Source organism: Amycolatopsis rubida (assembly GCF_900115345.1).
In the GTDB taxonomy this organism is placed as follows: Bacteria; Actinomycetota; Actinomycetes; order Mycobacteriales; family Pseudonocardiaceae; genus Amycolatopsis; species Amycolatopsis rubida.
Window position 1 is genome coordinate 131516 of record NZ_FOWC01000017.1, and the last position, 25712, is coordinate 157227.

General features: G+C 70.5%; 21 protein-coding genes, 2 pseudogenes and 1 riboswitch. Of the genes and pseudogenes, 10 read left to right on the forward strand and 13 right to left on the reverse strand.

Annotation, left to right across the window (positions count from 1 at the left end):
* Window positions 1–7 precede the first annotated feature (7 nt).
* The 3 genes from BM362_RS39730 to BM362_RS39740 all read right to left on the reverse strand — a co-directional run bounded on the left by BM362_RS39730 (window position 8) and on the right by BM362_RS39740 (window position 2432).
* Window positions 8–733 (reverse strand): sulfite exporter TauE/SafE family protein, encoded by a 726-nt coding sequence (locus BM362_RS39730; protein WP_232791797.1) that lies wholly within the window; start codon window positions 731–733, stop codon window positions 8–10.
* A 103-nt stretch (window positions 734–836) separates the two neighbouring features.
* A complete protein-coding gene (locus BM362_RS39735) occupies window positions 837–1562 on the reverse strand; it encodes a GntR family transcriptional regulator (protein WP_067586712.1) in 726 nt (241 codons plus the stop codon).
* Window positions 1563–1733: 171 nt separating this feature from the next.
* On the reverse strand, window positions 1734–2432 hold the full coding sequence (locus BM362_RS39740; protein WP_208865473.1) for an SGNH/GDSL hydrolase family protein: 699 nt from the start codon (window positions 2430–2432) through the stop codon (window positions 1734–1736).
* A gap of 151 nt (window positions 2433–2583) precedes the next feature.
* On the opposite strand from BM362_RS39740, the gene BM362_RS39745 reads away from it, so the two are divergent.
* Window positions 2584–3405, forward strand: coding sequence for a glycosyltransferase family protein (locus tag BM362_RS39745; RefSeq protein WP_244287431.1), 822 nt, complete (start codon window positions 2584–2586; stop codon window positions 3403–3405).
* 1 nt (window position 3406) lies between these two features.
* Window positions 3407–3784: a glycosyltransferase gene (locus BM362_RS49650; protein ID WP_244287432.1), complete on the forward strand. Its 378-nt coding sequence runs from the start codon at window positions 3407–3409 to the stop codon at window positions 3782–3784.
* An 82-nt stretch (window positions 3785–3866) separates the two neighbouring features.
* Here the strand turns inward: BM362_RS49650 and glgC are convergent, their stop codons facing one another.
* The 4 genes from glgC to BM362_RS39765 all read right to left on the reverse strand — a co-directional run bounded on the left by glgC (window position 3867) and on the right by BM362_RS39765 (window position 7673).
* Complete coding sequence (gene glgC / locus BM362_RS39750; protein ID WP_167545609.1) at window positions 3867–5084, reverse strand: glucose-1-phosphate adenylyltransferase; 1218 nt, start codon at window positions 5082–5084, stop codon at window positions 3867–3869.
* Entirely contained in the window at window positions 5081–6238 is a 1158-nt protein-coding gene (gene glgA / locus BM362_RS39755; protein WP_067586703.1) for a glycogen synthase, read from the reverse strand. The genes glgC and glgA overlap by 4 nt, the downstream gene beginning before the upstream one ends.
* Window positions 6239–6304: 66 nt before the next feature.
* Complete coding sequence (locus BM362_RS39760) at window positions 6305–7093, reverse strand: putative protein N(5)-glutamine methyltransferase (RefSeq protein ID WP_067586700.1); 789 nt, start codon at window positions 7091–7093, stop codon at window positions 6305–6307.
* Window positions 7094–7187: 94 nt separating this feature from the next.
* Complete coding sequence (locus BM362_RS39765; protein ID WP_198545454.1) at window positions 7188–7673, reverse strand: universal stress protein; 486 nt, start codon at window positions 7671–7673, stop codon at window positions 7188–7190.
* A gap of 208 nt (window positions 7674–7881) precedes the next feature.
* On the opposite strand from BM362_RS39765, the gene BM362_RS39770 reads away from it, so the two are divergent.
* The gene (locus BM362_RS39770; protein ID WP_093576655.1) at window positions 7882–9954 is read left to right on the forward strand and encodes an AMP-binding protein; all 2073 of its coding nucleotides are present in this window, start codon (window positions 7882–7884) and stop codon (window positions 9952–9954) included.
* Between the two features lie 22 nt (window positions 9955–9976).
* Here BM362_RS39770 and BM362_RS39775 read toward each other — a convergent pair.
* Window positions 9977–10851, reverse strand: a pseudogene (locus BM362_RS39775) (LysR family transcriptional regulator ArgP).
* 37 nt (window positions 10852–10888) lie between these two features.
* Here BM362_RS39775 and BM362_RS39780 point away from each other — a divergent pair.
* From BM362_RS39780 to BM362_RS39805, 6 genes and pseudogenes are all read left to right on the forward strand, one after another.
* Window positions 10889–11499 (forward strand): annotated as a pseudogene (locus BM362_RS39780) (LysE/ArgO family amino acid transporter).
* 154 nt (window positions 11500–11653) lie between these two features.
* A complete protein-coding gene (locus BM362_RS39785) occupies window positions 11654–12109 on the forward strand; it encodes a MarR family winged helix-turn-helix transcriptional regulator (protein WP_067586683.1) in 456 nt (151 codons plus the stop codon).
* A 79-nt stretch (window positions 12110–12188) separates the two neighbouring features.
* The gene (locus BM362_RS39790) at window positions 12189–12986 is read left to right on the forward strand and encodes an ABC transporter ATP-binding protein (RefSeq protein WP_093576656.1); all 798 of its coding nucleotides are present in this window, start codon (window positions 12189–12191) and stop codon (window positions 12984–12986) included.
* Window positions 12946–13767, forward strand: a complete 822-nt coding sequence (locus BM362_RS39795) for an ABC transporter permease (protein ID WP_093576657.1) — start codon at window positions 12946–12948, stop codon at window positions 13765–13767. The genes BM362_RS39790 and BM362_RS39795 overlap by 41 nt, the downstream gene beginning before the upstream one ends.
* 45 nt (window positions 13768–13812) lie before the next feature.
* Complete coding sequence (locus BM362_RS39800; protein ID WP_198545452.1) at window positions 13813–15942, forward strand: transglycosylase domain-containing protein; 2130 nt, start codon at window positions 13813–13815, stop codon at window positions 15940–15942.
* Between the two features lie 340 nt (window positions 15943–16282).
* Window positions 16283–17896 carry an AMP-binding protein gene (locus BM362_RS39805; RefSeq protein ID WP_067587050.1) on the forward strand — a complete coding sequence of 538 codons (1614 nt, stop codon included), beginning with the start codon at window positions 16283–16285 and terminating at the stop codon, window positions 17894–17896.
* 212 nt (window positions 17897–18108) lie between these two features.
* Here BM362_RS39805 and BM362_RS39810 read toward each other — a convergent pair whose 3' ends face one another.
* The 4 genes from BM362_RS39810 to BM362_RS39825 form a co-directional block, all read right to left on the reverse strand.
* On the reverse strand, window positions 18109–18516 hold the full coding sequence (locus tag BM362_RS39810; protein ID WP_093576658.1) for an ATP-binding protein: 408 nt from the start codon (window positions 18514–18516) through the stop codon (window positions 18109–18111).
* A gap of 2 nt (window positions 18517–18518) precedes the next feature.
* Window positions 18519–18893, reverse strand: a complete 375-nt coding sequence (locus tag BM362_RS39815) for an STAS domain-containing protein (RefSeq protein WP_067587041.1) — start codon at window positions 18891–18893, stop codon at window positions 18519–18521.
* A gap of 378 nt (window positions 18894–19271) precedes the next feature.
* Window positions 19272–20864 (reverse strand): FMN-binding glutamate synthase family protein, encoded by a 1593-nt coding sequence (locus tag BM362_RS39820; protein ID WP_067586673.1) that lies wholly within the window; start codon window positions 20862–20864, stop codon window positions 19272–19274.
* A gap of 41 nt (window positions 20865–20905) precedes the next feature.
* A complete protein-coding gene (locus BM362_RS39825; RefSeq protein ID WP_093576659.1) occupies window positions 20906–21427 on the reverse strand; it encodes a DUF6790 family protein in 522 nt (173 codons plus the stop codon).
* Between the two features lie 59 nt (window positions 21428–21486).
* Between BM362_RS39825 and BM362_RS39830 the strand changes: the two genes are divergently transcribed.
* Window positions 21487–21900 (forward strand): MarR family winged helix-turn-helix transcriptional regulator, encoded by a 414-nt coding sequence (locus BM362_RS39830; RefSeq protein WP_093576660.1) that lies wholly within the window; start codon window positions 21487–21489, stop codon window positions 21898–21900.
* Between the two features lie 99 nt (window positions 21901–21999).
* Here BM362_RS39830 and metH read toward each other — a convergent pair whose 3' ends face one another.
* A complete protein-coding gene (gene metH, locus BM362_RS39835; RefSeq protein WP_067586666.1) occupies window positions 22000–25605 on the reverse strand; it encodes a methionine synthase in 3606 nt (1201 codons plus the stop codon).
* Window positions 25606–25622: 17 nt separating this feature from the next.
* Window positions 25623–25699, reverse strand: a riboswitch (S-adenosyl-L-homocysteine riboswitch).
* Between the last annotated feature and the right edge of the window lie 13 nt (window positions 25700–25712).

Consider the following 25712-nt stretch of genomic DNA (forward strand, 5'->3'; position numbering starts at 1 on the left):
CCCGGCTTCAGCCGTGCAACGCGAGATACGGCGCGATCCCGACCAGCACCGCGATGAGGGCGGCTTTGAGCGTCTTGGCCGGCAACGCGTGCGCGATCCGCCAGCCGATCAACACCCCCGCCAGCTCCGGGATCCCGACAATCGCCGCCAGCCGCCAGTCGACCGCGCCGTGCAGGACGTACCCGAGCGTCCCGACGCTGGCGATCACCACCGACTGCGCCTGCGCGGCGGCGAGCGCCCCGAGCACCGGCATCCCGGCGACGACCAGCAACGGCACCGCCAGCATCGGCCCGCCGACCCCGACCAGTCCCGCGACCACCGCGACGCCCGCCCCGATCGCCCCCGCGATCGGCAGCCCGACCGCCCGCTCCCGCCCCTTCAACCCGACGAACACCGCCACGACCAGCGCGAACCCGCCGAGCACGATCCCGAACGCCTTCGCCGACACCCACGAGTTCAGCAGCACGCCCAGCGGAGTCCCGACGGTCGCGGCCGCGGCGAGAACTCCCGCCACCCGCCGGGTTTCGGGTTCGCGCAACTGTCCGGAATGGACAAAAGCGGCGCTGCCGAGAATCCCGGTGGCCACGTGCGTGACGATCGCCGTGCCCGCCACCTGCGCCGGGGTGAGCGAGGTGAAGACGAACAGCCCGACGGTCGCGAGCACTCCGCCAGGTCCGACGGCGGTGATGCCGATCCCGGCCAGCAGGCCGGTGACGATGAGCGCGACGATCACCTTGGGCACCTCCGGAAGTCGTTCCCTGGCCTGCGTTCCGCCCGGACTTCGTGCGTGTTCATCCCGGTCAGAACCGGGATGAACACGCACGAGGCTCGCCGGATCACGCCGCGCCGCGCTGCAAGGTCGCCCGCAGCGTGAGCCGGTCCGCGCGGATGTGCAGCCACTCCGCGTCGACCGGGCGCCCGTCCGGCAGCCGGGTCAACCGGTCCAGCGCGAAAACCGCGGTCCCCGGCGCGATGTCCAGCAGCGCAGCCGTATCCGGCCCGGCGGACACCGCGTGCACCTCGACCTCCGCCCGCCCCAGCCGGATGCCGTTCGTCTCCTCCAGCAACGCGAACAGGTCCCGGTGCGCCAGGTCCTTCCCCAGCAACGCAATCCCCAGATCCGCCACCAGATAGGTCGAGTCCAGCGACAACGGCGCCCCGCCCAGCCGGCGGACGCGCTCCAGGTGCACGACCTCCTCCCCGGCCGCCAGGCCGAGGCGCTCGGCCACCGACGGCGGCGCGGCGACCGTCTCGGCGGCGCGCACCTCGTTCACGACCTCGCCGTGTCCTTCGAGCGCCTCCGCCAGCCCGGTCAGCCGATCGAGCCCGTGCCCGTATTTCGGGCGGACGACAAGCGTCCCGACGCCTTGTCTGCGTTCGACGAGCCCTTCGTCCCGCAGCAAGCCGAGTGCTTCCCGCACGACGTTCCGCGACGCGCCGAACCACTCGCCCAGCGCCCGCTCGCCCGGCAGCAGGTCGCCGACCTCGCCCGCGACGATCCGCTGCCGCAGGCCGTCGGCCACCTGCCGGGCCCGTTCCGCCCTCCGCTGCGTAGTCACCACCTCGGCGACGCTACCTGGATTTTGATTACGCCGAGGTTACGCCACCCATATTGACCTGCGGAAACGCCGTGAGCAGCGGCAACAGGAGACCCGGCGGCGCGTTCCGCCACCGCGAACCGGCGATCGGCCGCCGAACCGCTCCCTCGCGTCAGCCTCCGGCCGCCGCAGCGCTCAGCAGATGCTCCCCAGGCTCGACGTCCAGCCCCACCACATCCCGTACTCGGCGAGGTTGCCCGCGTCGTTCAGGTGCACGTTGCCGGCCAGCCAGGGGCTCGGGTTCGGCAGATTCGCCGAGCCGCTTGGCGACCGCCGTCTGGTAAATCGACGTGGCGTACTGCGACCAGAAGTACTTCTGCGTCTGGCCGCCCACGGATTGGGCGTCCACTTCAGCTCGGCGTAGATCGGCAGCAGGATGTCGACCCCGGGCCGCGCGGCGCGGACGGTGTCGATGACCTTGCCGAGGTTCGCCTTGAACACCGCCGGGTCGGTCTGCGAGATCAGCTCGTTGCCGCCGAGGTCGATGAGCACCAGGTCGGGCTGGCGCTGCGTGAGGTCGGCGAGCGCGCCGGTCGTGTCGGGCCAGCGGCCGCCGGGGAGGTAGTCGGCGGCCATCGCGCCGTTGTGCGCGTAGTTCTTCGTGGTGGTGTTCCACTCGGCGTGGAGGTCGTTGGCGATTTTCGTGGTCCAGCCGTACGTGGTCGGCGCGTAGGTGTCGGTGGCGGACTGGTAGCCCGTGGCGGCCGTAGCCGGTGTCGGCCGACGTGCCGAGGATCGCGACCTGCTCCTTTTTGGTGCATCAGGTGCTGGTCTGACCGGCGTCCGCGGCCACGGCGGGGGACACCGCGAGCCGAAGCCGACCAGGGTCAGCAATGCCGCGACACGGGCTTTTCGCGGGGGGGGACCGGGCCTTTCCGGGAGGATGATCTGCGGAGGTGTCGCCGCGACCGCCCCACGCGTTACCGGTGTGCCCGAACAGAAACCTGGATGCGGGGAGCGTCACGGTTCTGGCAGTCTCGAAGAGGTGAAGATCCTGTTCGCCTCCGCGCCCGGGCACGGGCTCGCCCTTCCGCTGATCCCGGTCGTCTGGGCCGCCCGTGCCGCCGGCCACGAGGTCCTGCTGGCCACCACCGCCGAGATCGCCGAGGTGACCGCGCGCGCCGGCCTGCCGGTCGCCGACGTCTTCCCCGGCCGCGACCTCTGGACCGACCTGCTGGCGACCGTCAAGAACGGCTCCGCCCCGGACGCGGGCGAACCCGAGGAATACCGGATCGCGCGGCAGCACCGGGGCCCGTTCGGGCTCTTCACCGCCGCCATGACCGCGGGCACGATCGAGGCGGGCCGGGCGTTCGGCGCGGATCTGGTCGTCTACCCGTCCGACCACGGCGCCGGCGCGCTCGCCGCGGTCGCGCTGGAGGCGCCCGCGCTCGAGGTCGGCAACCGGATCTCGTGGTCGGCCAGAGACCTCTCGTGGCGCACCGAGCACGACGACTTCCTGAGCGGCGAACTCGTCGCGCTGATGCGCGAGAAGCTCGGCCTCGGCGACGCGCCGCCGAAGGTCATCGCCCGGATCGACCCGCGGGCACCGAGCATGGGCGGGCTGCGTGCGGACGAGGAGCACGCCGACGAACGCGACGGCGCGCCTTGGTGGCCGATGCGGTTCGTGCCTTACAACGGCGGAGCGGTGCTGCCGGAGTGGGCGCTGCGGAAGCCGGAACGGCCCCGGGTGGCGGTCACGCTGGGCACGGTGGTTCCGGCGATGACCGGGGTCAGCAGCCTGAAGGTCGTGCTGGACGCGCTCGGCGGGATGGACGTCGAAGTCGTTCTCGCGGCAGGCAACTGCTGATGTGAGCGAACTGGGCGAGCTTCCCGGGAATGTCCGGTCGGTGGGGTACTTGCCGTTGTCGGTGTTTCTTCCCGGCTGTTCGGCGATTGTTCATCACGGCGGGTCCGGGACTACTGCCGCGCCGCTGTTCTACGGAGTTCCGCAGGTGGTTTTGCCCAGTTTCGCGGACAATCCGATGTCGGCTGAGCGGGTCGTCGACCGCGGCGTCGGGGTGAGCCACGATCCGGCCGCGGTGGATGTGTCCACGGTGCGGAAGCTGGTTTCGCAGGTGCTTGAGGATGAGTCGTTCCGGCTTGCGGCCGCGGAGGTCCGGGCGGAGATGAGCGGGCAGCCCAGCCCGGCCGACGTCATCGCGCGTGCGGTCGCGGCCCTTCGCTGAAGTACGCGCAGGGTCGTGACGGGAACCCTGAGGGAATCAGATTCCTTCAGGGTTCCCCGCACGGCCTTCCGGCCGCGGCACGCTAGATAGCCGTCTCGCCCTTGCCCAGCACGACAATCCCGAAGTCGCTCACGTGGTAGTGGCCGCGGTCCCTGGCCAGATCGACCCCGATATGCGCACCAGGCGGGACAACGACGTTCTTGTCCAGGATCGCGCGCCGCACCACCGCGCCACGCCCGACCCGGGCCCCGTCCAGCAGCACCGAACCCTGCACGACAGCGCCGTTCTCCACGAACACGTCCGGCGACAGCACTGAATCCACCACCTGCGCGCCGGAGATGATGCAGCCGTTGCTGACGATCGACTGGGTCGCGGTGCCGCCTTCCACGAACTTCGCCGCCGCGCGTTGGCCGGGGTGGGCCAGGATCGGCCATTTCCGGTTGTACAGGTTGAAAATCGGCTGCGTCGAGATCAGGTCGGTGTGCGCGTCGTAATAGCTGTCGATCGTTCCGACGTCGCGCCAGTAGCCGTGGTCCCGGCCCGTTTCGCCCGGCACCACATTGCCGTTGAAGTCGTAGACCGCCGCCTCGGATTTTTCCACCAGCGCCGGGATGATGTCGCGGCCCATGTCGTGTTTGGACGCCGGGTTCTTGGCGTCCGCGTGCAGCGCGTCGAGCATCACCTGCGTCGTGAAGACGTAATTGCCCATCGACACATACGATTCGTCCGGCGAGTCCGGCAAGCCGGGCGGGTCCTCGGGTTTCTCCAGGAAGGCGTCGATCTTGGTGCCGTCCTCGGTGCTGATCACGCCGAACGAACGGGCCTCCGCGCGCGGCACGCGGATTCCGGCGACCGTCACGCCCGCGCCGGACGCGATGTGCGCGTCGATCATCTGGCGCGGGTCCATCCGGTAGATGTTGTCCGCGCCGAACACCGCGATGTACGCGGGCGATTCGTCGTGCACGAGGTTGAGGCTCTGGTGGATCGCGTCCGCGCTGCCCTGGAACCAGCGCGGGCCCAGCCGCTGCTGGGCGGGCACCGGCGTGACGTACTCGCCGGTCAGCGACGACAGCCGCCAGGTGGTCGAAATATGCCGGTCCAGCGAATGCGATTTGTACTGCGTCAGCACGCAGATCCGGCGGATCCCGCCGTGCACCAGGTTGGAGAGCACGAAGTCGATCAGCCGGTGCACGCCGCCGAAGGGGACCGCGGGTTTCGCGCGGTCGGTGGTCAGCGGCATCAGCCGTTTGCCCTCGCCGCCGGCGAGGACGATCCCCAGCACATCGGATCCGTCGATCACGAAACCCTCCCGCACGCCTGGTAAACCCCGACCGTCGCGGCGGCGATCGCTGTCCAGCCGAACTCTCCCACCGCGCGGTCCCGTCCGGCGAGGCCCAGCCGGGTGGCGCGGTCGCGATCCGCGGCCAGGTCGTTGATCCCGCGCGCGAGCCCGGCCTCGAAAGCGCCGGGCTCGTTCTCGTCGTAATGCACCAGCACGCCGGTCTCGCCGTCCGCGACCACCTCCGGGATGCCGCCGACGTCGCTGGCCACCACCGCGGTGCCGCACGCCATCGCCTCCAGGTTCACGATGCCGAGCGGCTCGTACACCGACGGGCACACGAACACCAGCGCGTGCGTCAGCAACTGCACGACTTCGGTGCGCGGCAGCATCTCCGGGATCCAGTGCACCCCGGACCGTTTCCCCTGCAGTTCCGCGACAAGCCCGCGGAACTCCGCGTCCAGCTCCGGCGTGTCCGCTCCGCCCGCGCACAGGATCAGCTGCACGTCTTCGTCCAGAGCGGCCCCGGCGCGCACGAGATGCGGCACGCCTTTCTGCCGGGTGATCCGCCCGACGAACAACGCGTACGGCCGGTTCGGGTCGATGCCGTGTTTCTCCAGCACATCGGTGCCCGGATCGGGCTGGTACAGCTCGGTGTCGATGCCGTTGCGCACCACGTGCACCCGCGCCGGGTCGACGTTCGGGTACGCGGCGAGGACATCGCGCCGCATGCCGGAGCTGACCGCGATGATCGCGTCCGCCGCCTCGTACGCGTCGCGCTCGATCCACGACGACACGCGGTAGCCGCCGCCGAGTTGCTCGGCCTTCCACGGCCGCAGCGGTTCGAGCGAATGCGCGGTGATGACGTGCGGGATGCCGTGCGCGAGCTTCGCGAGATGGCCGCCGAGGTTCGCGTACCAGGTATGGCTGTGCGCGAGATCGTGCCCGGCGAGCGCGTCGGCCATCGAGACCGCGATGTCCATGGTGGCGAACGCGGGCTGGGCGTACCCGTGCGCGTCGCGGTGCCCGTGCGCGCCGTCCGGGCGGTCAGGGCCCCAGCAGTGCACGTCCAGCTCGACCAGCGACCGCAGTTCCCGGGCGAGGAACTCGACGTGCACCCCCGCTCCCCCGTACACGTCCGGCGGGTACTCCCGGGTGAGCAGGCCGACCTTCATGCGTTGACCCTAGACGTCCCGACCGGAACCACGCAGTACGGAAAGCGGGCGAATCCGGTTCGCCGCTCAGTGTTCGCGCCGCCCTGCCACGACTGTCGCGCCGAGTTCGTCATCTTCTTCGACCGACACGACCAGCCCTGCCCGGCGCAGTTCGGCCGTGGCGGCGGCGGCTTGACGTTCGCTGGCCTCGAAAAGCACGTGCCCGCCAGGTGCCAGCCACGCCGGAGCCTCGGCGGCAACGCGACGGAGCACGTCGAGTCCGTCAGCGCCCCCGTCGAGCGCGACGCGGGGTTCGTGATCGCGTGCCTCGGGCGGCATCAGCGCGACGTCGTCGGTCGGAACGTACGGGACGTTCGCGATCAGCACATCCACCCGGCCGCGCAACCGCTGCGGAAGCGGGACGTAGAGATCGCCTTGGTATACCTCACCAGGCACGTTCTGCCGCGCGCAATCGACCGCGGCGGGCTCGACGTCCGCCGCGTGCAGTTCGATCCCGGGCACCTCGGCCGCGACCGTTGCGCCCAGCGCACCGGAGCCGCAGCACAGATCGAGCACCACTGACCGCGCGTGCGCGAACCCGACGGCCAGCCGCACGAGCAGTTCCGTGCGGTGCCGGGGCACGAAGACGCCCGGCGCGACCACGAACCGGCGGCCGGCGAACTCCGCCCAGCCGAGGATGTACTCCAGCGGTTCCCCGGCGACCCGCCGCTCGACCATCCCGGCCAGATCGCCCGGCTGGCCCAGCAGAAGCCGGGCCTCGTCCTCGGCGAACACGCATCCGGCGCCCCGCAACCGCGCGACGACCTCCACGACATCCACTGCGCCTCCACCCTGCCGGGCCTGGTGAGTGTTCATGCCGGTTCTCACCGGTATGAAGACTCACCAGGGCCTGCCCAGACCCGCCCCACGCCAGCACGCCTGCCCCCATCGCCGCCGGTGTCGTGAGTGCTTACGGCACCACGACGACCGGCCAGGTCGCGGCGCGCACCAGCCGGTTGCCGACCGAGCCGACGAGCCGGTGCCCGCCCTGTTCGGAGGCGCCGACCACGACCATGTCCGCGTTCGCCTCCTGCGCGGCCTGGCGCAGTTCGGGGAAGGTTTCGCCGCGGCGGACCACGAACGTGACCGGCACCTGCACATCGGCCGCCCGCTCGCGCAGTTCCGCGCGCAGCTGCTCGATCTCCTCCTCGAAGGTCTGCTGCTGCACGTCGACGACCGCGGCCGCGGCGAGGCCGGTCCACACCGTCGGCGCGGCCACGTACACCACGACCAGCCGCGCGCGCTGCCGCCGGGCGAGGCCGCCGCCGTAGGCCGTCGCCCGCAGCCCGGTCGGCGAAGTGTCCGCGCCGACCAGGATCACGCGCGGTCCGTCGGTGCCCCGTTCGTACGGGCCCGGGTCCCAGCTGGGTCCGTATTCCTCGACCAGTTGCTCCACCCGGCCCATTATGTCCGGGACGCCGGGACCCGCCGGGTCGCGTGCGTCACCGGCGCGGGAACCCCGGGAAGAAACTTCCCATCCAGTTGGACGGTCCGCCGTTCGGAGTACCCCGGGCCCGCTCCGGCTGGTAGCGTCCCGGCAACCTGAACACGCGTCCGGGAAGGACCGGGGAGCCCACACGCGTGCGGCGACGAGGCGGATCGCGATGCGAGACGATGTAGTCGAGGCGAGTGCGGTGGTCGGGCACTCGCCCGAACAGGTGTGGCAGATCGTCGGCAGTCCCGAGCTGTACCCGAGGTTCGTCCCGGCGATCAGCTGGTGCGAGGTCACCGTGCCGGCCGAACGAGGCCGCGGGCCGCACTGCCTGATCCGGCTGGCCCCGGACCGGGAGACCATGGTCGAGGGCACCGTTCACGCGGCGGTGTACCGCCCGGGCGAGCACGTCGTCTGGTGCGGGCTGCCGGACGAGCGGACCTGGGTGTCGGTCGAACTGCGGCCGGTCCCGCGCGGCGGCACCGAGATCGTGCTGCGGATGATGCTCCCCTCGCTGCCTCCGGAACACTCCGGCCTGCTCGCCCGCGGCGCGGCGAAAGGCCTGCTCAAACAGCTGGCGAAGCGGATCGGGCAGCAGCTGTCCGGGCTGCCGGGCGACCCGCCGGAGCAGGAGCCTGCCACGGCCCTGCGCACGGCGAACACGCTGGTCCGCGCGGGGGTGCTGGCCGCCGGACGGCCGGACAAGATGCTCAAGCAGCTCAGTTCCCTGGCCCGCTGGGGCGCGACCCTGGCCGGCGGATACCTCGCCGCGACCGCGCGCGGGGCCGACGACGTCGCGGTGCACGACGAGCGCAACACGCGCACGTTCGGCGAGATCGACGAGCGCAGCAACCGGCTGGCCAACGCGCTGGCCGCGCTCGACGTGGCGGCCGGTTCGCGGGTCGCGCTGATGTGCCGCAACCACGCGGCGATGATCGAGGCGTTCGTCGGCTGCAGCAAGCTCGGCGCCGACGTCGTCCTGCTCAACACCGGGCTCTCCCCCGCCGCCGTCGAGGAAGTGCTCACGCAGCACCCGCCCGCCGCGGTGCTGGCCGACGACGAGTTCGCGCCGATCGTCGCGTCGGTGCCCGGCGAATTCCCGCGCGTGAGCACCTGGGACGACGCCGAACAGGGCTACCGCACGCTCGACGAACTGCTCCAGGACGCCCCGGCGGCCCGGCCGAAGCCGAGCGAACGCGAGGGCCGGATCGTCGTGCTGACCTCCGGCACCACCGGGGCCCCGAAGGGCGCGCGCCGTCCGACGCCGAAGGGCGTGAGCACGTCGGCGACCGTTCTGTCACGGATCCCGTTGCGGGCCAGGGACAAGATCGCCGTGGCCGCCCCGCTGTTCCACAGCTGGGGGCTGGCCGCGATGCAGCTCGGCATGGCGCTGCGGGCGGAGCTGTCGCTGATCCGCCGCTTCGACGCGGAGCAGATGCTGCGCACGATCGCCGAGCACCGCTGCGACGCGCTGTTCGCGGTCCCGATCATGCTGCAGCGGATCCTCGACCTGCCCGAACGCGTGCGCAACCGGTACGACCTGTCGTCGCTGCGGATCGTGGCGAGCAGCGGGTCGGCGATGCCGGGCGCGTTCGTGACGTCGTTCATGGACACCTTCGGCGACGTCCTCTACAACTTCTACGGCTCCACCGAGGTGTCCTGGGCGAGCATCGCCGACCCGGCCGACCTGCGCGCCGCCCCGACGTCCGCGGGCCGCTGCCCGCCCGGCACCCAGGTCGCGATCCTGGACGACGAGCGCCGCCCGGTCCCGCCCGGCGACGAAGGCCAGATCTTCGTCGGCAACGACATGCTGTTCGACGGCTACACCAACGGTTCCAGCGTCCCCCGCGCCCACGACCTGATGGCCACCGGCGACGTCGGCTACCAGGACGCGTCCGGACGGCTGTTCGTCACCGGCCGGGCCGACGAGATGATCGTGTCCGGCGGCGAGAACGTGTTCCCGCGTCCGGTCGAGGAAGCGCTGGCCGCGCTGCCGGGCGTCTCGGACGCGGCCGTGGTCGGCGTCCCGGACGACGAGTTCGGCCAGCGCCTCGCCGCGTACGTCGTGCTCCGCCGCGGCGCCCGCATGCACGCCGAGGACATCCGGCACTACATCCACCAGCGGCTCGCGCGGTTCGCCGTGCCGCGCGATGTGTACTTCGTGCCGGAACTTCCGCGGAATGCCACCGGAAAGATCGTGAAGCGGCTTCTCAACGACGACCTTTGGCCGATCGCACAGGGATAGCCCACCGCCGCCGATCCGCCGGTCACCGCCCCAGCGCACGCCCGGCCGCCCGTCCCACCGCCTCCGCCACCTCGGCCAGCGACGGCGAGTCCAGTTTCCACTGCTGCCAGTACAACGCCACGTCCACCGCCCGCTCCGGCGCGAGATCCACCAGGTCCCGCCCTCCGGCACCATCCCCCAGCCCAGCCCGGCTTCCACCGCGTCCGCGAAGGACACCGACGCCGGGATGTAGTGCCGGACCCGGCTCGGCAGCTTGCGCCGGGTCCGGCGGCGCAGGAACTGGTCCTGCACATCGTCTTTCCGGTCGAACACCACCACCGGGGCCGCGGGCAGCCGCTCCGCGAGCGAGCCGCCGTCCAGCCAGCAGCGCACGAATTCCGCCGACGCCACCGCCCGGTACCGCATCGTGCCGAGGCGGCTGACGGTGCAGCCCTGCACCGGCTGCGGCGTCGCGGTGATCGCGGCCATCACCAGTCCTTCGCGCAGCAGGGCGGCCGTGTGGTCCTGGTCGTCGCTGCGCAGGTCGAACGAGACCGGCGGTTCGGCCGGGACCTCTTCGAGCGCGGGCAGGAACCAGGTGGCCAGCGAGTCCGCGTTGACCGCGATCGGCACTGTCGCCGTCCGGGCGGGTCCGCCGAGGCCCAGTTCCGCGCGGGTGTCGGATTCGAGCCGGGTCAGCTGCCGCGCGAACCGCACCAGCACCTCGCCGGATTCGGTGAGCCGCACGGGTTTCGACCGCAGCACGAGCACCCGGCCGATCCGCCGCTCCAGCGCCTTCACCCGCTGGCTCACCGCGGGCGGCGTCACGTGCAGGACCGCGGCGGCCCGGTCGAACGACTGCTCGTCCACCACCGCGAGCAGAGTGCGGACCTGGTCGAGCGGAAGATCGGACATCATCAACGCTTATCTTAGTTCGGAATCTTTACCTGGAATAATGCGGACGCCCGCTTCTACCGTCGGCGGGGTGATCGCAGCACTCAGCGCCGGGTTCGGCACCGGCATGTCCCTCGTCGTCGCCATCGGCGCGCAGAACGCTTTCGTGCTCCGCCAAGGATTGCGCGGCGGTCTCGTCGTGCCGGTGATCCTCGTCTGCACGCTGTCCGACGCGGTCCTCATCGCCGCCGGGGTGAGCGGGATCGGAGCGGTGCCGCAGCGGTGGCCGCCGGCGAGCAAGGCCATCGCGATCGTCGGCGGGCTTTTCCTTGTGGGATACGGGATCCTCGCCGCGCGCCGTGCCTTCCGGCCGGGCGCGCTGACCGTCTCCCCCGCAGACCTGTCCTCGCGCTCACCTGGCTCAACCCGCACGTCTATCTCGACACCGTCCTCCTCCTCGGCTCCGTCGCGGCCGGACACGGCGACGGCCGCTGGCTGTTCGGCATCGGCGCGGTGGTCGCGAGCGCGGTCTCGTTCAGCACGCTCGGGCTCGGCGCGCGGAGGCTGTCCGGCGTGTTCACGCGGCCCACGGCCTGGCGGGTCCTGGACGGCGTGATCGCGCTCGGCGTCGCGCTGCTCCTCCAGCGGGGATACTGCGCCGATCGTTGCTGATCCGACCACAGCCACGGCCTGATGACTTCGCTGCAACGGTTACGTACCGCTTCAGGGCCGGCCTGCTTGTGGCCGAACCAGTAAATCAGCAGGCTCCCGGCGAACAAGACATTTAGTGTTGCTAATGACTCTGTATCAGAGCTAACTTCGAGACATGCCCGCACCCCGGATCGACCTCGCCGAACGCGTTCTCGCCGCGGTGCTGGGCGTGCGCCGCGTCGTGCGCCGGCGAGTGCGGGCCGCACTGCCCGGACCGCACCTGCCGGGCTCGCAGGTGGAACTGCTGCGCGTCGTGCACCGGAACCCGGGCATCGGCGTCGCGGCGGCGGCCAGGGAACTCAGCCTGGCCGGGAACTCGGTCAGCACGCTCGTGAACGTGCTCACCGAGGCAGGCCTGCTGCGGCGCGAGGTCGATCCGGCCGACCGCCGGGCCGCGCGGCTGCAGCTCACCGACGCGGCCAGGGACCGGATGGCGGCCTGGCGGCGCACCCGCACCGGGCTGGTTTCCGCCGCGCTCGCCCAGCTGTCCGATGAGGACACTTCGGCGATCGTCGCCGCGCTGCCCGCCCTCGAACGGCTCACCGAAGTGCTCAAGGAGGACCCGGCATGAGCGCGGCCCGCAAGCGAATCATCGCCATTCCGGCCGTCGCCTCCCAGGCATCCAGCGTGAAACTCCTCAAGGAGGCGGTATGAGCGAACCGGCAGTCCGCTGCACCGGAGTACGGCATTCCTTCGGCGCCACCGTCGCGGTCGACGGCGTGGATCTCGCCATCGAGTCCGGCGAGGTCTTCGGCCTGCTCGGCCCGAACGGAGCCGGGAAAACCACCACGATCCGGATGATCACGACGCTCCTGCCCGTCTCGCCGGACCGCATCACCGTCTTCGGGCTCGACGTCGCCCGCCGCCGGATGGCCGTCCGCCGCCTGATCGGCTATGTCCCGCAACAGCTTTCCGCCGACGGCGCGCTCACCGGCCGCGAGAACGTGTCGCTGTTCGCCCGGCTCTTCGACGTGCCGCGGGCCCGGCGCGCCGCCCAGGTGCGCGAGGCGCTGGACCTGGTCGGCCTGGAGAACGACGCGGACCGCCCGGCCGGCCGCTACTCCGGCGGCATGATCCGCCGGCTGGAACTGGCGCAGGCGCTGGTCAGCTCGCCGCGGCTGCTGATCCTCGACGAGCCGACCATCGGCCTCGACCCAGTGGCGCGTTCGGCGGTCTGGGAGCGGATTGCCGAGATCCGCGCCGCAACCGGGATGACCGTGCTCGTCACGACCCATTACATGGACGAAGCCGAGCAGTACTGCGACCGCGTCGCGCTCATGCACACCGGCAAGATCCGCGCGCTCGGCACCCCGGCCGACCTCGAAGCCGGGCTGGGCCCGGAGTCCACATTGGACGACGTGTTCCGGACTGTCACCGGGAACGCGCTCGACGCAGGAGGGATCCGCGATGTCCGTGCCGCTCGCCGCACCGCCCGCCGTCTCGGCTGACCCCGGCCCGCTGGGGCAGCTGCGCGTGCTGTTCTCCCGGGTCGGCGCGATGTGCCTGGTGGAACTGCAGAAGCTCCGCCGGGACCAGACCGAACTGCTCACCCGGGCGATCCAGCCCGCGCTGTGGCTGCTCATCTTCGGCGAAACGTTCACCCGGCTGCGCGCGATCCCGACCGGTTCGGTGCCCTATCTCGACTATCTCGCGCCCGGCATCCTGGCCCAGTCCGCGCTGTTCATCTCCATCTTCTACGGCATCCAGATCATCTGGGAGCGCGACGCGGGCGTCCTCGCGAAGCTGCTCGTCACGCCCACGCCGCGCGCGGCACTGGTCGCGGGCAAGGCTTTCGCCGCCGGGGTGCGGGCCCTCGTGCAGGCGTTCATCGTGGTGATCCTCGCCGCGCTGCTCGGCGTCGGGCTGACCGCGAACCCGGTGCGGCTGCTGGGCGCCGCGGTGGCCGTGGTGCTCGGTTCGGCCTTTTTCTGCTGTCTTTCCATCGTTATCGCCGGTTTGGTGCTTTCCCGCGAACGGCTGATGGGCATCGGACAGGCGATCACGATGCCGCTGTTTTTCGGGTCGAACGCGCTCTATCCGGTGAACCTGATGCCGTCCTGGCTCAAGGTGCTGAGCCATGCGAACCCGCTGAGTTACCAAGTCGACGCCTTGCGGGGGTTATTGATCGGCACGCCGGCGAACCTCGGGGCGGACTTCGGCGTCTTAGCGGGTGCGACCGCGCTGGCGATCGCGGTCGCTTCGGCTCTGCTGGGAAGGCTGGCTCGATGAAACACCCTCGTCCGCACACCGGTTTCTCACCGGGAAAGGCATAATGTGGGAACCGTGTCTCGTCGCAGGGGGATAGCCCCGTTCCTCGGATTGTGCGTGCTGGCCGGGATTCTCGTCGCGGGCACGCTGGCCCCGGTCGCGATCGGCGCGGGCGTGCTGTCCAACCAGGTCAGCGATTCGGTCGACGCCATCTCCGCCGATCTGGTGCACGCGGAGCCGCCGCTCGTCACCACCGTCACCGACCGCAACGGCGGGACGATCGCGACTTTGTACTCGCAGTACCGCATTCCGGTCACCGCGGCGCAGATCTCCCCGGCGCTGAAGGCCGCGATCGTCGACATCGAAGACCGCCGGTTCTACAGCGAGGGCGGCGTCGACCCGCAGGGCATGCTGCGCGCCGCGGTGCACAACAGTTCCGGCGGAAACCTGCAAGGCGCGTCCACGCTCACGCAGCAATACGTGAAGAACTACCTCGTGAACGTCGTGGACCGCAACGACAAGGCGGCGCAGCAACGGGATCAGGAGGATTCGCTGGCGCGCAAGCTGCGCGAGGCGAAAATGGCCGTGCAGCTGAGCCAGACTGTGTCCAAGGACGACATCCTCGCCGACTACCTGAACGTGGTCGAATACACCGGCACGGTGTACGGCGTCGGCGCGGCCGCACAGGCGTATTTCGGGACGACTGCGGACAAACTGACCGTGCCGCAGGCGGCACTGCTCGCCGGAATGGTGAACAACCCCACCATCTACAACCCGTACACGCATCCGGACAAGGCGCTTCAACGGCGCAATCTGGTGATCGATTCGATGGTGTCCGCGCATTCGATCCCGGCCTCCTACGGAGCGACCGCGAAGGCGACTCCGCTGGGCCTCAGCGGAGCGCGGCCGCAAGCACCGTCGAGCACCTGCCTCGGCGCGGCTCCCGATGCCGGGTTCTTCTGCGCGTACGCGGTGCGCTATCTCGTGCAGTCCGGGCTCACCGCCGACCAGATCGACACCGGCGGATACACCGTGAAGACCACCATGGACCCGCACGTGAGCCAGGTGACGAAGGACGCGGTGAACGCGAACGTGCCGACCACGCAGGACGGCGTCGCCAACACGTTCGCGGTCGTGCAGCCCGGCGGCGACGGGCACCAGGTGCTCGCGATGGTCTCGAACCGCAACTACGGCACCGATCCCGACCAGGGCGAGACGTCCACGAACATCGTGGCCGACGCGAGCAACAAGTTCGGCGCGGGCTCGTCGTTCAAGATCTTCACCTCGGCCGCGGCGATGGTCGCAGGCAAAGCGGGCCTGAACACGCCGCTGACGAACCCGTTCAGCGACTGCTTCAACCCGCCCGACATGAACCGGTACACGCACTGCTACCCGGTGAGCAACGACGGCACGAGCTACCCGAACCCGATCTCGCTGTCCGCCGGGCTGGCGACGTCGCCGAACGTCGCGTTCGTCGGCCTGGAATCGCGAGTGGGCATGCCCGCGGTGCTGGACATGGCGCGGAAACTGGGCCTGCGCACCACCATGGCGACCAACGACGCGGGCAGCAAGCCGATCACCGACCCGGCCGACCCGCGGTCGAAAAACCCGCAGTACAACGAACCGCAGTCGCAGTACTTCCAGAACCTGCTGTCCTTCACGCTGGGCAACAGCCCGGTGAGCCCGCTGGAGATGGCGAACGTCTCGGCCACCCTGATGAGCGGCGGAATGTGGTGCCCGCCCGACCCGATCCTGTCCGTCACCGACCGCCACGGCCACCCGGTCCCGCTGCACCAGCAGGCCTGCGAACAGGTGATCCCGCCCGGCGTCGCGAACACGCTGGAGTCGGGCCTGAGCCAGGACACCACGATCGGCACGTCCGCCCGCGCGGCCCAGTCGGCGGGCTGGACCCACCCGGACATCGGCAAGACCGGAACCACGCAGCAGAGCGAATCCGTCGCGTTCGTCGGCGGAGTCGACCACTACGCCGTGTCGTCCATGGTCTTCGCCGACGGCCCCCGTCCGCAGGAAATCTGCCCCGGCACCCCCGTCCACCTGGGCAACTGCGGCCACGGCGCCTTCGGCGGCACGGTCGCCGCGCCGCCGTACTTCTCCGCGATGAACCAGCTGCTGGCCGGACAGCCGGACGTCCCGATCCCGCCGCCGGACCCGGCATACCTGGACGCACACGCCTGACCCGGACGGATGCCGTTGCGGGGAACCCTGCGGGACTCTGATCCCTTCAGGGTTCCCCGCACGGACTTCTCGCGAAGCCCGTGGCGACCCGCCTGATCGAGATCGTGCCCCGCTTGCGGCGCAAGCCCCTCGCCCTGTTCGCCGTCGCCGCCTTCCGCGAGCGTCTCTCGACGACCGCCGCAGCGGCACTCGGGGCGCTCCGCGGAAACCCGCTCAAGCCTTTTCCGACTGCGCTCCGTGCCCCCGCGAGCGCCGTCCGATGTTGCGTCTTCCTGACGGTCGTAAAACGTATTACAGTAGCTGGACGCGGGAAGGCCGTCGTCTGAATTGGGGGCACGTGGTGCAGCTCCAGCCGAGTGCGCATGTCGACACGTTCTGCCGGGACCACCTCCCGCCGTTCGAGCAGTGGCCGCGGTTGTGGTTCGATCTGCCCGAACTGCGGTACCCCGACCGGCTCAACGCGGCCACGCGCCTGCTCGACGACACGATCGCGCGCTGGGGAGCCGACCGTCCCGCGCTGCTCTCCCCCGCCGGATCCTGGTCCTACGGCGACCTGCTGACCCGCGCCAACCAGATCGCCCACGAACTCACCGCGCAGGGCATCGTGCCCGGGAACCGCGTGCTGCTGCGCGGGCCGAACACCCCGTGGCTCGCCGCGTGCTGGCTGGGCGTGCTGAAGGCGGGCGCGGTCGCCGTCGCCACCATGCCGATGCTGCGGGCGCACGAGCTGTCGAAAATCATCGAGGCGAGCACCCCTGTCATCGCCCTCTGCGACCACCGGTATCCCGGGGAACTACAGTCCTTCGACCTCCCCGTGGTCCCCTACGGCGGCGACAGCCCCGACGACCTGGCCGCGCGCTGCGCCACCCGTCCCGCGACCTTCCAAGACGTCGACACCGCCGCGGACGACGTCGCTCTCCTCGCCTTCACCTCCGGCACCACCGGCCGCCCCAAGGCGACCATGCATTTCCACCGCGACCTGCTCGCCATCGCCGACACGTTCTCCCGGCACCTGGTCAAACCCCGGGAAACCGACCTGTTCTGCGGCACTCCCCCGCTGGCGTTCACGTTCGGCCTCGGCGGCCTGCTGGTCTTCCCGCTGCACGCCGGAGCCGCGACCCTGCTCGTCGAGCGCGCCACGCCGGCCGAACTCGCCGACCTCGTCGCCGAGCATCGGGTGACGGTCCTGTTCACCGCACCCACCGCGTACCGCGCGATCCTCGCCTCCGACCGCCGCCCGCTGCTGTCCGGCTTGCGCCGCGCGGTGTCGGCGGGCGAGGCGTTGCCCGAATCCGTCGCGACCGACTTCCACGAGGCCACCGGCCACTGGCTCATCGACGGCATCGGCAGCACCGAAATGCTGCACGTGTTCATCTCCGCCGCCGACGAGGACGCCCGCCCGGGCGCGACCGGCCGCGTCGTCCCCGGCTACCGCGCACAGATCGTCGACGACAACGGCCACCCCGTCCCCGACGGCACCCCCGGCCGCCTGGCCGTCCAAGGCCCGACCGGCTGCCGTTACCTCGCCGACGACCGGCAGACCGTCTTCGTCGAGGACGGCTGGAACCTCACCGGCGACACCTACGTCCGCGACTCCGACGGCTACTTCCACTACCGCGCCCGCAGCGACGACATGATCGTTTCGTCCGGCTACAACATCGCCGGGCCCGAGGTGGAAGAGGTGCTGCTGCGCCACCCGGACGTGCTCGAATGCGCGGTCGTCGCCGCCCCGGACGACGCGCGCGGCTCGATCGTCGCCGCTTACGTGGTCCTCAACGAGGGCGTTCCCGCCGACGAGGCGAAAGCGAAAGAACTGCAGGACTTCGCGAAATCCCTTGCCGCGCCGTACAAATACCCGCGGCGGGTGGAGTTCGTCCCGGACCTGCCGCGCAACCCGAGCGGGAAGGTCCAGCGGTACCTGCTGCGCCGCCGCGCGGCCGAACCGGTGAGCTGAGTTCCGGCACCGCCGTCCCGCCCGGACCCTCGGACGGCCCGCACCAAGCCGTCACCCGTACTCGACACCGACCGGCCACCCGGACCCGTCAGAGCTTCCAGCCCAACGTGACCACCGTGCCGTCCGCGCTGGTCCGCACATCCGCCCGGACCCTCGGACGACCCGCACCAAGCCATCACCCGTACTCGACACCGACCGGCCACCCGGACCCGTCAGAGCTTCCAGCCCAACGTGACCACCGTGCCGTCCGCGCTGGTCCGCACATCCGCCCGGTCCGCCGTCGCCTGCACCAGCAGCAGCCCGCGCCCGCGCACCGAAACCGGATCGTCCTCGGCTTCCTCCGGCGGACGCCACTGCCCGTGGTCGGCGATCACGACCTCGACGCTGTCCGGCCGGCACACCGCGTCGAGGTCCACCAGCCCCGGTTCGCCCGGATACGCGTGATCGGCGACGTTCGCCAGCGCCTCGTACCCGGCCAGCACGATGTCGTGCGCGCGATCGTCGGGGACGCCGGACTCCAGCGCCCAAGCCAGCAACCGGTGCCGCAACGCGCGCAACGCCCCCGGCTCCGCCACGATCCCGTGACAGCTCAGTGCCCGGGTGTCCTCCCGCACGTCCATCGTCAACCGCCCGCTCCGGCGACCCCGGCCAGCGCCTGGTCGACCGAGGGGAACAGCGCGATCCACTCGTCGAGGCCGGTGGTCGTGAACGGCCGCGAGGTGATCGAGGACGTGCTCACGACCCGCAGCGCGCCCGCGTCGAGCTTGCGGTGCGCACCCGCCAGCACCTGCAACCCGGACGAGCTGAGAAAATCGACCGCGCGCAGGTCGACCACCAGCACGCCGGGTTCCCGTTCGAGCACCCCGCCCACGAACTCGCCGAGTTCCGGCGCGGTGACCAGATCGATCTCGCCGCCCACGGTCACGACCGCGGCCGGCCCCCGCCACCGGACAGACACCTCGAGGTCGCCCGCGTCCTGCCCGTCTCCCGAAGCCACGATCACCGATCGTGCCCGATCGGAGGACGAATCGCCAGCGGGCCACCGGACGGCGGCGGCGCGAGCCCCCACCCGGCCGCGCACCCGCTCCGCCATCAGCGGGTCCGGCGAGGGCCAGTCGCGGAGAACAGCACGTCAGCCCGCGGGCGAGGCTGACTGTGACGATACGGAACTGGCCGCGCACGCCGCTTCCTCTCCCGGCCAGCCCACCCGGCAAGACTTCCCGCGCGGCATGTCCCCCATGGGGTTTCCTCAGCAGTGCGCGGGGGTTCTCGCCCCCGCCGACGTCCCGCCGCGCGAAGTCGCCCCGGCCCGACAGCCGCAGCCGGGCCAGCGCGAACGTCTGTCAGGGTTCCCCTCACCTACATCAGCGGGAGTTCAGGCGAACCGATCCGGATCGGCCGCCGCCCACTCCTGCGCCCACCCGAGAGGCGGCTCCGCCAGCAACTGCCCGGGCTCCAGCCAGTCGTACCACTCCGCGTACGACAGCACCGTCCGCGCATCCACCCGGCGGCGCAGCAACCGCGGCGACAACTCCGCCGGATCCGAGACCCCCATCGCCGCCATGATGCGCATCGCCGAGGCGACCGTAGCCTCCTGGTACCGCCGCACCCGCTCGGTCTTGTCCCGCACGTCCAGCGCCCGCCCCCGGCGCGGGTCCTGGGTCGCCACCCCGACCGGGCACTTGTTCGTGTGGCACCGTTGCGACTGGATGCATCCCACCGCGAACATCATCGCCCGCGCGGCGTTCGTGTAGTCCGCGCCCTGGATCAACCGCTTCACCACATCCGCTCCGGTGGCGACTTTCCCGCTCGCCCCGAGCCGGATCCGGTCCCGCAGCCCGGTGCCGATCAGCGCATTGTGGACAGTGTGCAGGCCCTCGGTCAGCGGCGTGCCGAGGTGGTCGGCGAACTCCAGCGGGGCCGCACCGGTACCGCCTTCGGCGCCGTCGACCACGATGAAGTCCGGCGTGACCCCTTCGGCCAGCATCGCCTTGCACACCGCCAGCACCTGCGCCCGGGAACCGACGCACAGCTTGAATCCGGTCGGCTTCCCGCCGGCCAGCTCGCGCATCCGGGCAATGAACCGCACCAGTTCGCGAGGAGTCGAGAACACCCGGTGATACGGCGGGGAAACGACCGTTTCTCCCCTGGGCACCTCGCGCACCCGGGCGATTTCCGCATTCACCTTCGTACCGGGCAGCACCCCGCCCATCCCGGGCTTGGCGCCTTGCGAAAGTTTCAAGGAAACGCATTTCACCGCGTCGTGCGCGGCTTTGCCGGCGAAAGCCGAGGGGTCGAAGTCCCCCTCCGAGGTCCGGCAGCCGAAGTAGCCGGTGCCGATTTCCCAGATCAGGTCGCCGCCGCCCCGCAGGTGGTGTTCCGAGAGTCCGCCCTCGCCGGTGTCGTGGGCGAAACCGCCGCGGGCGGCACCTTGGTTCAGCGCGAGGATCGCGTTGCCGGACAAGGAACCGAAGCTCATCGCCGACACGTTCAGCAACGCCATCTCGTACGGCTTCGCACAGTCCGGCCCGCCGACCCGGACTCGCGGCGCGTGCTCCGGAACCGGCACCGGCGCGAGCGACGGGACGAGGAATTCGTATCCCTCGGCGTACACGTCGCGCTCGGTGCCGAATGGTTCTTCCGCGGCCGTGCCCTTGGCGCGCTGGTAGACAATGGACCGGACGTCGCGGTCGTACGGGCGGCCGTCGAAGTTGCGTTCCACAAAGTACTGCTGCATTTCCGGCCGGAGGCTTTCGAGCAGGAATCGCAGGTGCCCGAGCACCGGATAGTTCCGCAGCACCGAATGCCGCCGCTGGGTCACGTCGTACACCCCGGTCGCCGCGAGCGCCAGCAGCGGCGCCGCCAGGAACCACCACCACGGGGAAGCCGCGCCGAGCACCACCGCCCCGGCCGCGAGCACGACCAGCCCGGCGACCAGCCCGAATCGGACCACACTGAGTCTTGCCACGGCGTCGAAACTAAACCCAGCGGCCAGGACGCGCAGGCCGGCTAGACGAGCACGGGCTTCTCGACAGCCGCGGCCAGCCGCTTCGAGCGGACGGCGAGGACGATCAGCACCGCCGGGAACAGCAGATCGCAGACCAGGACGCCGCCGGTGTTGCCGGGCGCGTGGTCGCCGTTGGCGAACCACTGGTACACGTGGCCGATCAGCGCGCCCCACAGGAACATCCCGGCGCCGAGGCCGACAGTGACGCGTTCCCGGGCGGTGGCCGACGACGAGGCGGCGCGGAAGCCCATCACCGCGAGCCCGAGGTTGGCGAACGCGATCTCGAACTGGAACGGCGAGCGGGTGAAGCCGATCACGTCGGCCATCACGCCCGGCGCGCCGAGGAAGGCGAAGACCATCCACAGGCTGCCGCAGCCGAGCGCGGGGACGGCCCACCACCGCTGCCAGGTTTCGAGCCTGGCCTGCGGCGAAGGGCTCTTCCGGGTGCGGATCAGCGCACCGGCGACCGCGATCAGCGGCCAGATGAGAGGGAACAGGGTCTGCGCGACGTAAGGGATCTCCATGCCGATGAGTCTTGCATAGTTAATATTAACTCGTCAACACTCCTGGTAGGCTCGCCCCCGTGGACGACGGACTTGCCGAAGCGCTTCATCGAGTGGTGTTCCTGCTGGGCGAAGCCGCGCGGAAACGCGCGGACGACTCGGCCGGGCTGACCTACAGCCAGCTGCGCCTGCTGGGCACAGTGGAAGACATCGAACCCGCGACGCAGCATCAGCTCGCGCAGGCGATGTCAGTGTCCGACCCGGCGATCAGCCGCGCGCTGCGCCCGCTGGAATCGGCCGGGTTCGTCCAGGTGCGCCAGGACCCCGACCACGCGCGACGGCGGCTGGTCACCCTGACCGACGCGGGCCGGAGAGCCTTCCACGACACCGGGAAACCGCTGCGGGACGAGTTCCGCGAGGCCTTGCTGAAGGCGGGGTTCCCGTACGAGCAGTATCTGCGCGACACCGAGCGGCTCGCCGAACTGCTGTCCTGAAAGAAGCCACCAGCCAAGGTCGGTGAAGGGTTCCTTGGGGGAATCTGATTTCCTCAAGGAACCCTTCACCGACCTCCCGGCGCGTGCACCGGGAACGGCTCAGTAGGCCAGATTGGGCCGCAGCCACCGCTCCACTTCGGACAGTTCCTCGCCGCGCCGGGCCGCGTAGTCCTCCGTCTGGTCGCGGCCGAGGCGGCCGACCGTGAAGTACCGCGATTGCGGATGCGCGAAGATCAGCCCGCTCACCGCCGCGGCGGGCGTCATCGCGTACGACTCGGTCAGCCCGATCCCCAGCTCCTCGGCGCCCAGCAGCGCGAACAGGTCCTTCTTCTCGCTGTGGTCCGGGCTCGCCGGGTAGCCGAGTGCCGGGCGGATGCCGCGGAAGCGTTCCGCGTGCAGGTCCGCCAGGTCCGGCCGCACGTCCGGCTCGAACCAGCGGCGGCGGGCCTCCAGGTGCAGGTACTCGGCGAACGCCTCGGCCAGCCGGTCGGCCAGCGCCTTCACCATGATCGCCCGGTAGTCGTCGTGTTCGGCCTCGTACTTGGCCGCCAGGACTTCCGCGCCGTGGATCCCGACGGCGAACCCGCCCAGGTGGTCGCCGAAACCGGCGGGGGCGATGTAGTCGGCCAGGCACCGGTTCGCCCGGCCTTCCGGCTTCTGCGTCTGCTGGCGCAGCATCGGGAACTTCCAGTCCGAGTACTCGCCGTCGAGCAGGATGTCGTCGCCCTCGGCATGCGCGGGCCAGAACGCGTACGCGCCGCGTGCGGTGAACGAGCCGTTCTCGATGATCTCGTCCAGCAGCTGGTTCGCGTCGTCGAACAGCTCGCGCGCGACCGGCTGGTCGAGGATCGCCGGGTACTTGCCCTTGAGTTCCCAGGCCAGGAACAGGAACTGCCAGTCGATCATCTCGCGCAGCTCGGGAATCGACGGCTCGGCCACGCGCACGCCGGTGAACTCCGGCGTCGGGACCTCGTCGAACGACACCTTCTCGGCGTTCGCCCTGGCCTGCTGAAGAGTGAGCAGCGGCGTCGCGTGCCGGTTCTCGTGCTGCTCGCGCAACCGCTGCTGCTCGGCGCGGTTGGCGGTGTCCAGCGCGTCGGCGCGGTTGGTGTCGAGCAGGTCGGACACCACGCCGACGACCCGCGACGCGTCGAGCACGTGCACCGTGCTGTGGTCGTACACCGGAGCGATCTTGACCGCCGTGTGCTGCTTCGACGTGGTCGCGCCGCCGATCAGCAGCGGCAGCTTCAGCCCGCGCCGCTGCATTTCCTGGCCGACCGACACCATCTCGTCCAGCGACGGCGTGATCAGCCCGGACAGCCCGACGACATCCGCGTGCTCGGCGACCGCGGTGTCGAGGATCTGCGCCGCGGGCACCATCACGCCGAGGTCGATCACCTCGTAGTTGTTGCAGCCCAGCACGACGCCGACGATGTTCTTGCCGATGTCGTGCACGTCGCCCTTCACCGTGGCGAGCACGACCTTGCCCTGGCCGCGGGTGGTTTCGAAGCGGCCCTCGGCCTGCATTTTGGCCTTCTCCGCCTCCATGTACGGTTCGAGATAGGCCACCGAACGCTTCATCACCCGCGCGCTCTTCACGACCTGCGGCAGGAACATCTTCCCGGAGCCGAAGAGGTCGCCGACGATCTTCATGCCGTCCATCAGCGGGCCCTCGATGACCTCCAGCGGCCGGGCGAAGGACTGCCGGGCCTCCTCGGTGTCGTCCTCGATGAAGTCCACGATGCCGTGCACCAGCGCGTGCGAAAGCCGTTCCGCCACCGGGTTTTCCCGCCAGGACAGGTCGACGACGCGCTTGGTGCCGCTGCCCTTGACCGTCTCGGCGAACTCCACGAGCCGGTCGGTGGCGTCCGCGCGGCGGTCGAACAGGACGTCCTCGACCAGTTCCAGCAGGTCCTTCGGGATGTCCTCGTACACCGCGAGCTGGCCGGCGTTGACGATGCCCATGTCGAGCCCGGCGCGCACGGCGTGGAACAGGAACGCCGAGTGCATCGCCTCGCGCACGACGTTGTTGCCGCGGAAGGAAAACGACAGGTTCGAGATGCCGCCGGAGGTGTGCGCGCCCGGGCAGCGTTCCTTGATCAGCGGCAGCGCCTCGATGAACGCCTTCGCGTAGCCGTTGTGCTCGCTGATGCCGGTGGCCACGGCGAGCACGTTCGGGTCGAAAATGATGTCCTCGCCGGCGAAACCCGCCTGCGTGGTGAGCAGATCGTAAGCGCGGGAACAGATTTCGACCTTGCGCGCGGCGGTGTCGGCCTGGCCCTTCTCGTCGAAGGCCATCACCACGACGCCGGCGCCGTAGTCGCGGATGCGCCGGGCCTGCTCCAGGAACGGGCCCTCGCCCTCCTTGAGGCTGATCGAGTTGACCACGCCCTTGCCCTGCACGCAGCGGAGCCCGGCCTCCAGCACGCTCCAGCGCGAGCTGTCGACCATCACCGGGATGCGCGCGACCTCGGGCTCGGTGGCGATGAGGTTGAGGAACGTCGTCATCTCCTGCTCGGATTCGAGCAGGTCGGCGTCGAAGTTGACGTCGAGCAGGTTCGCGCCGCCGCGGACCTGCTCCAGCGCGACGTCCACCGCGGCCTGGTGGTCGCCCGCCTCGATCAGCCGGCGGAACTTCGCCGAGCCGGTGACGTTGGTGCGCTCGCCGATCATCACGAACCCGGTGTCCTCGCCGATCATGAACGGCTCGAGACCGGAGAACCGGGTGACCGGATCGTGCGCGGGCACCGGCCGCGGCGGGAGGCCCTTGACGGCCTCGGCGATCTTCGCGATGTGCGCCGGCGAAGTGCCGCAGCAGCCGCCGACGATGTTGACCATCCCGGCCCCGGCGAATTCGCCGAGCATGCCGCCGGTTTCCTCGGGCGTCTGGTCGTAGCCGCCGAACGCGTTGGGCAGGCCCGCGTTCGGGTGGCACGCGGTGTAGGTGTCCGCGAGCTTCGCCAGTTCCTCCACGTGCGGGCGCATTTCCGCGGCCCCGAGCGAACAGTTGACGCCGACGACCATCGGGCGCGCGTGCGCGACGGAGGTCCAGAACGCCTCGACTGTCTGGCCGGACAGCGTGCGCCCGGACAGGTCGACGATAGTCACCGAAATCCACAGCGGCAGGTGCGGCGCGACCTCGCGGGCCGCGGTGATCGCGGCCTTGCAGTTCAGGGTGTCGAAGATCGTCTCGATCATCAGCAGGTCGACGCCGCCGTCGGCGAGGGCCTGGATCTGCTCGGCGTACGAGGCTTTCACGTCTTCGTAGGCGACCGCGCGGAACGCCGGGTCCTCGACGCGCGGCGACAGCGACAGCGTGACGTTCAGCGGGCCGATCGACCCGGCCACGAAACGGTTGCCGAACTCGTTCGCGGCCTGGCGGGCGAGTTCGGCGGCCCGCAGGTTCATCTCGCGCACGCGGTCCTGGAGGCCGTAGTCGGCCTGGCCGATGCTGGTGGCGGTGAACGTGTTGGTGGTGGTGATGTCCGCGCCCGCGGCGAGGTACTGGCGATGCACGTCCAGCACGACGTCCGGCCGCGTGAGATTCAGCAGGTCCGGGTCGCCGGTGACGTCTTTCTCGTGCCCTTCGAGCCAGTCCGCCCGGTAGTCCTCGGGAGCGAGACCGGCCCCCTGCAGCATCGTGCCCCAGGCCCCGTCGAGCACGACGACGCGCTGGTCGAGCAGGTTCCGCAGGTTCTGGGTCATCGCCACCTCCGCATGAGTGCACGGAGGCGCCCTTGGATGGTGGTACCGGCCGAGCGTGGCGGACCACCGGTCCGTTGCAGCGCCTCTCGACCTGGTCGTCAAGACTA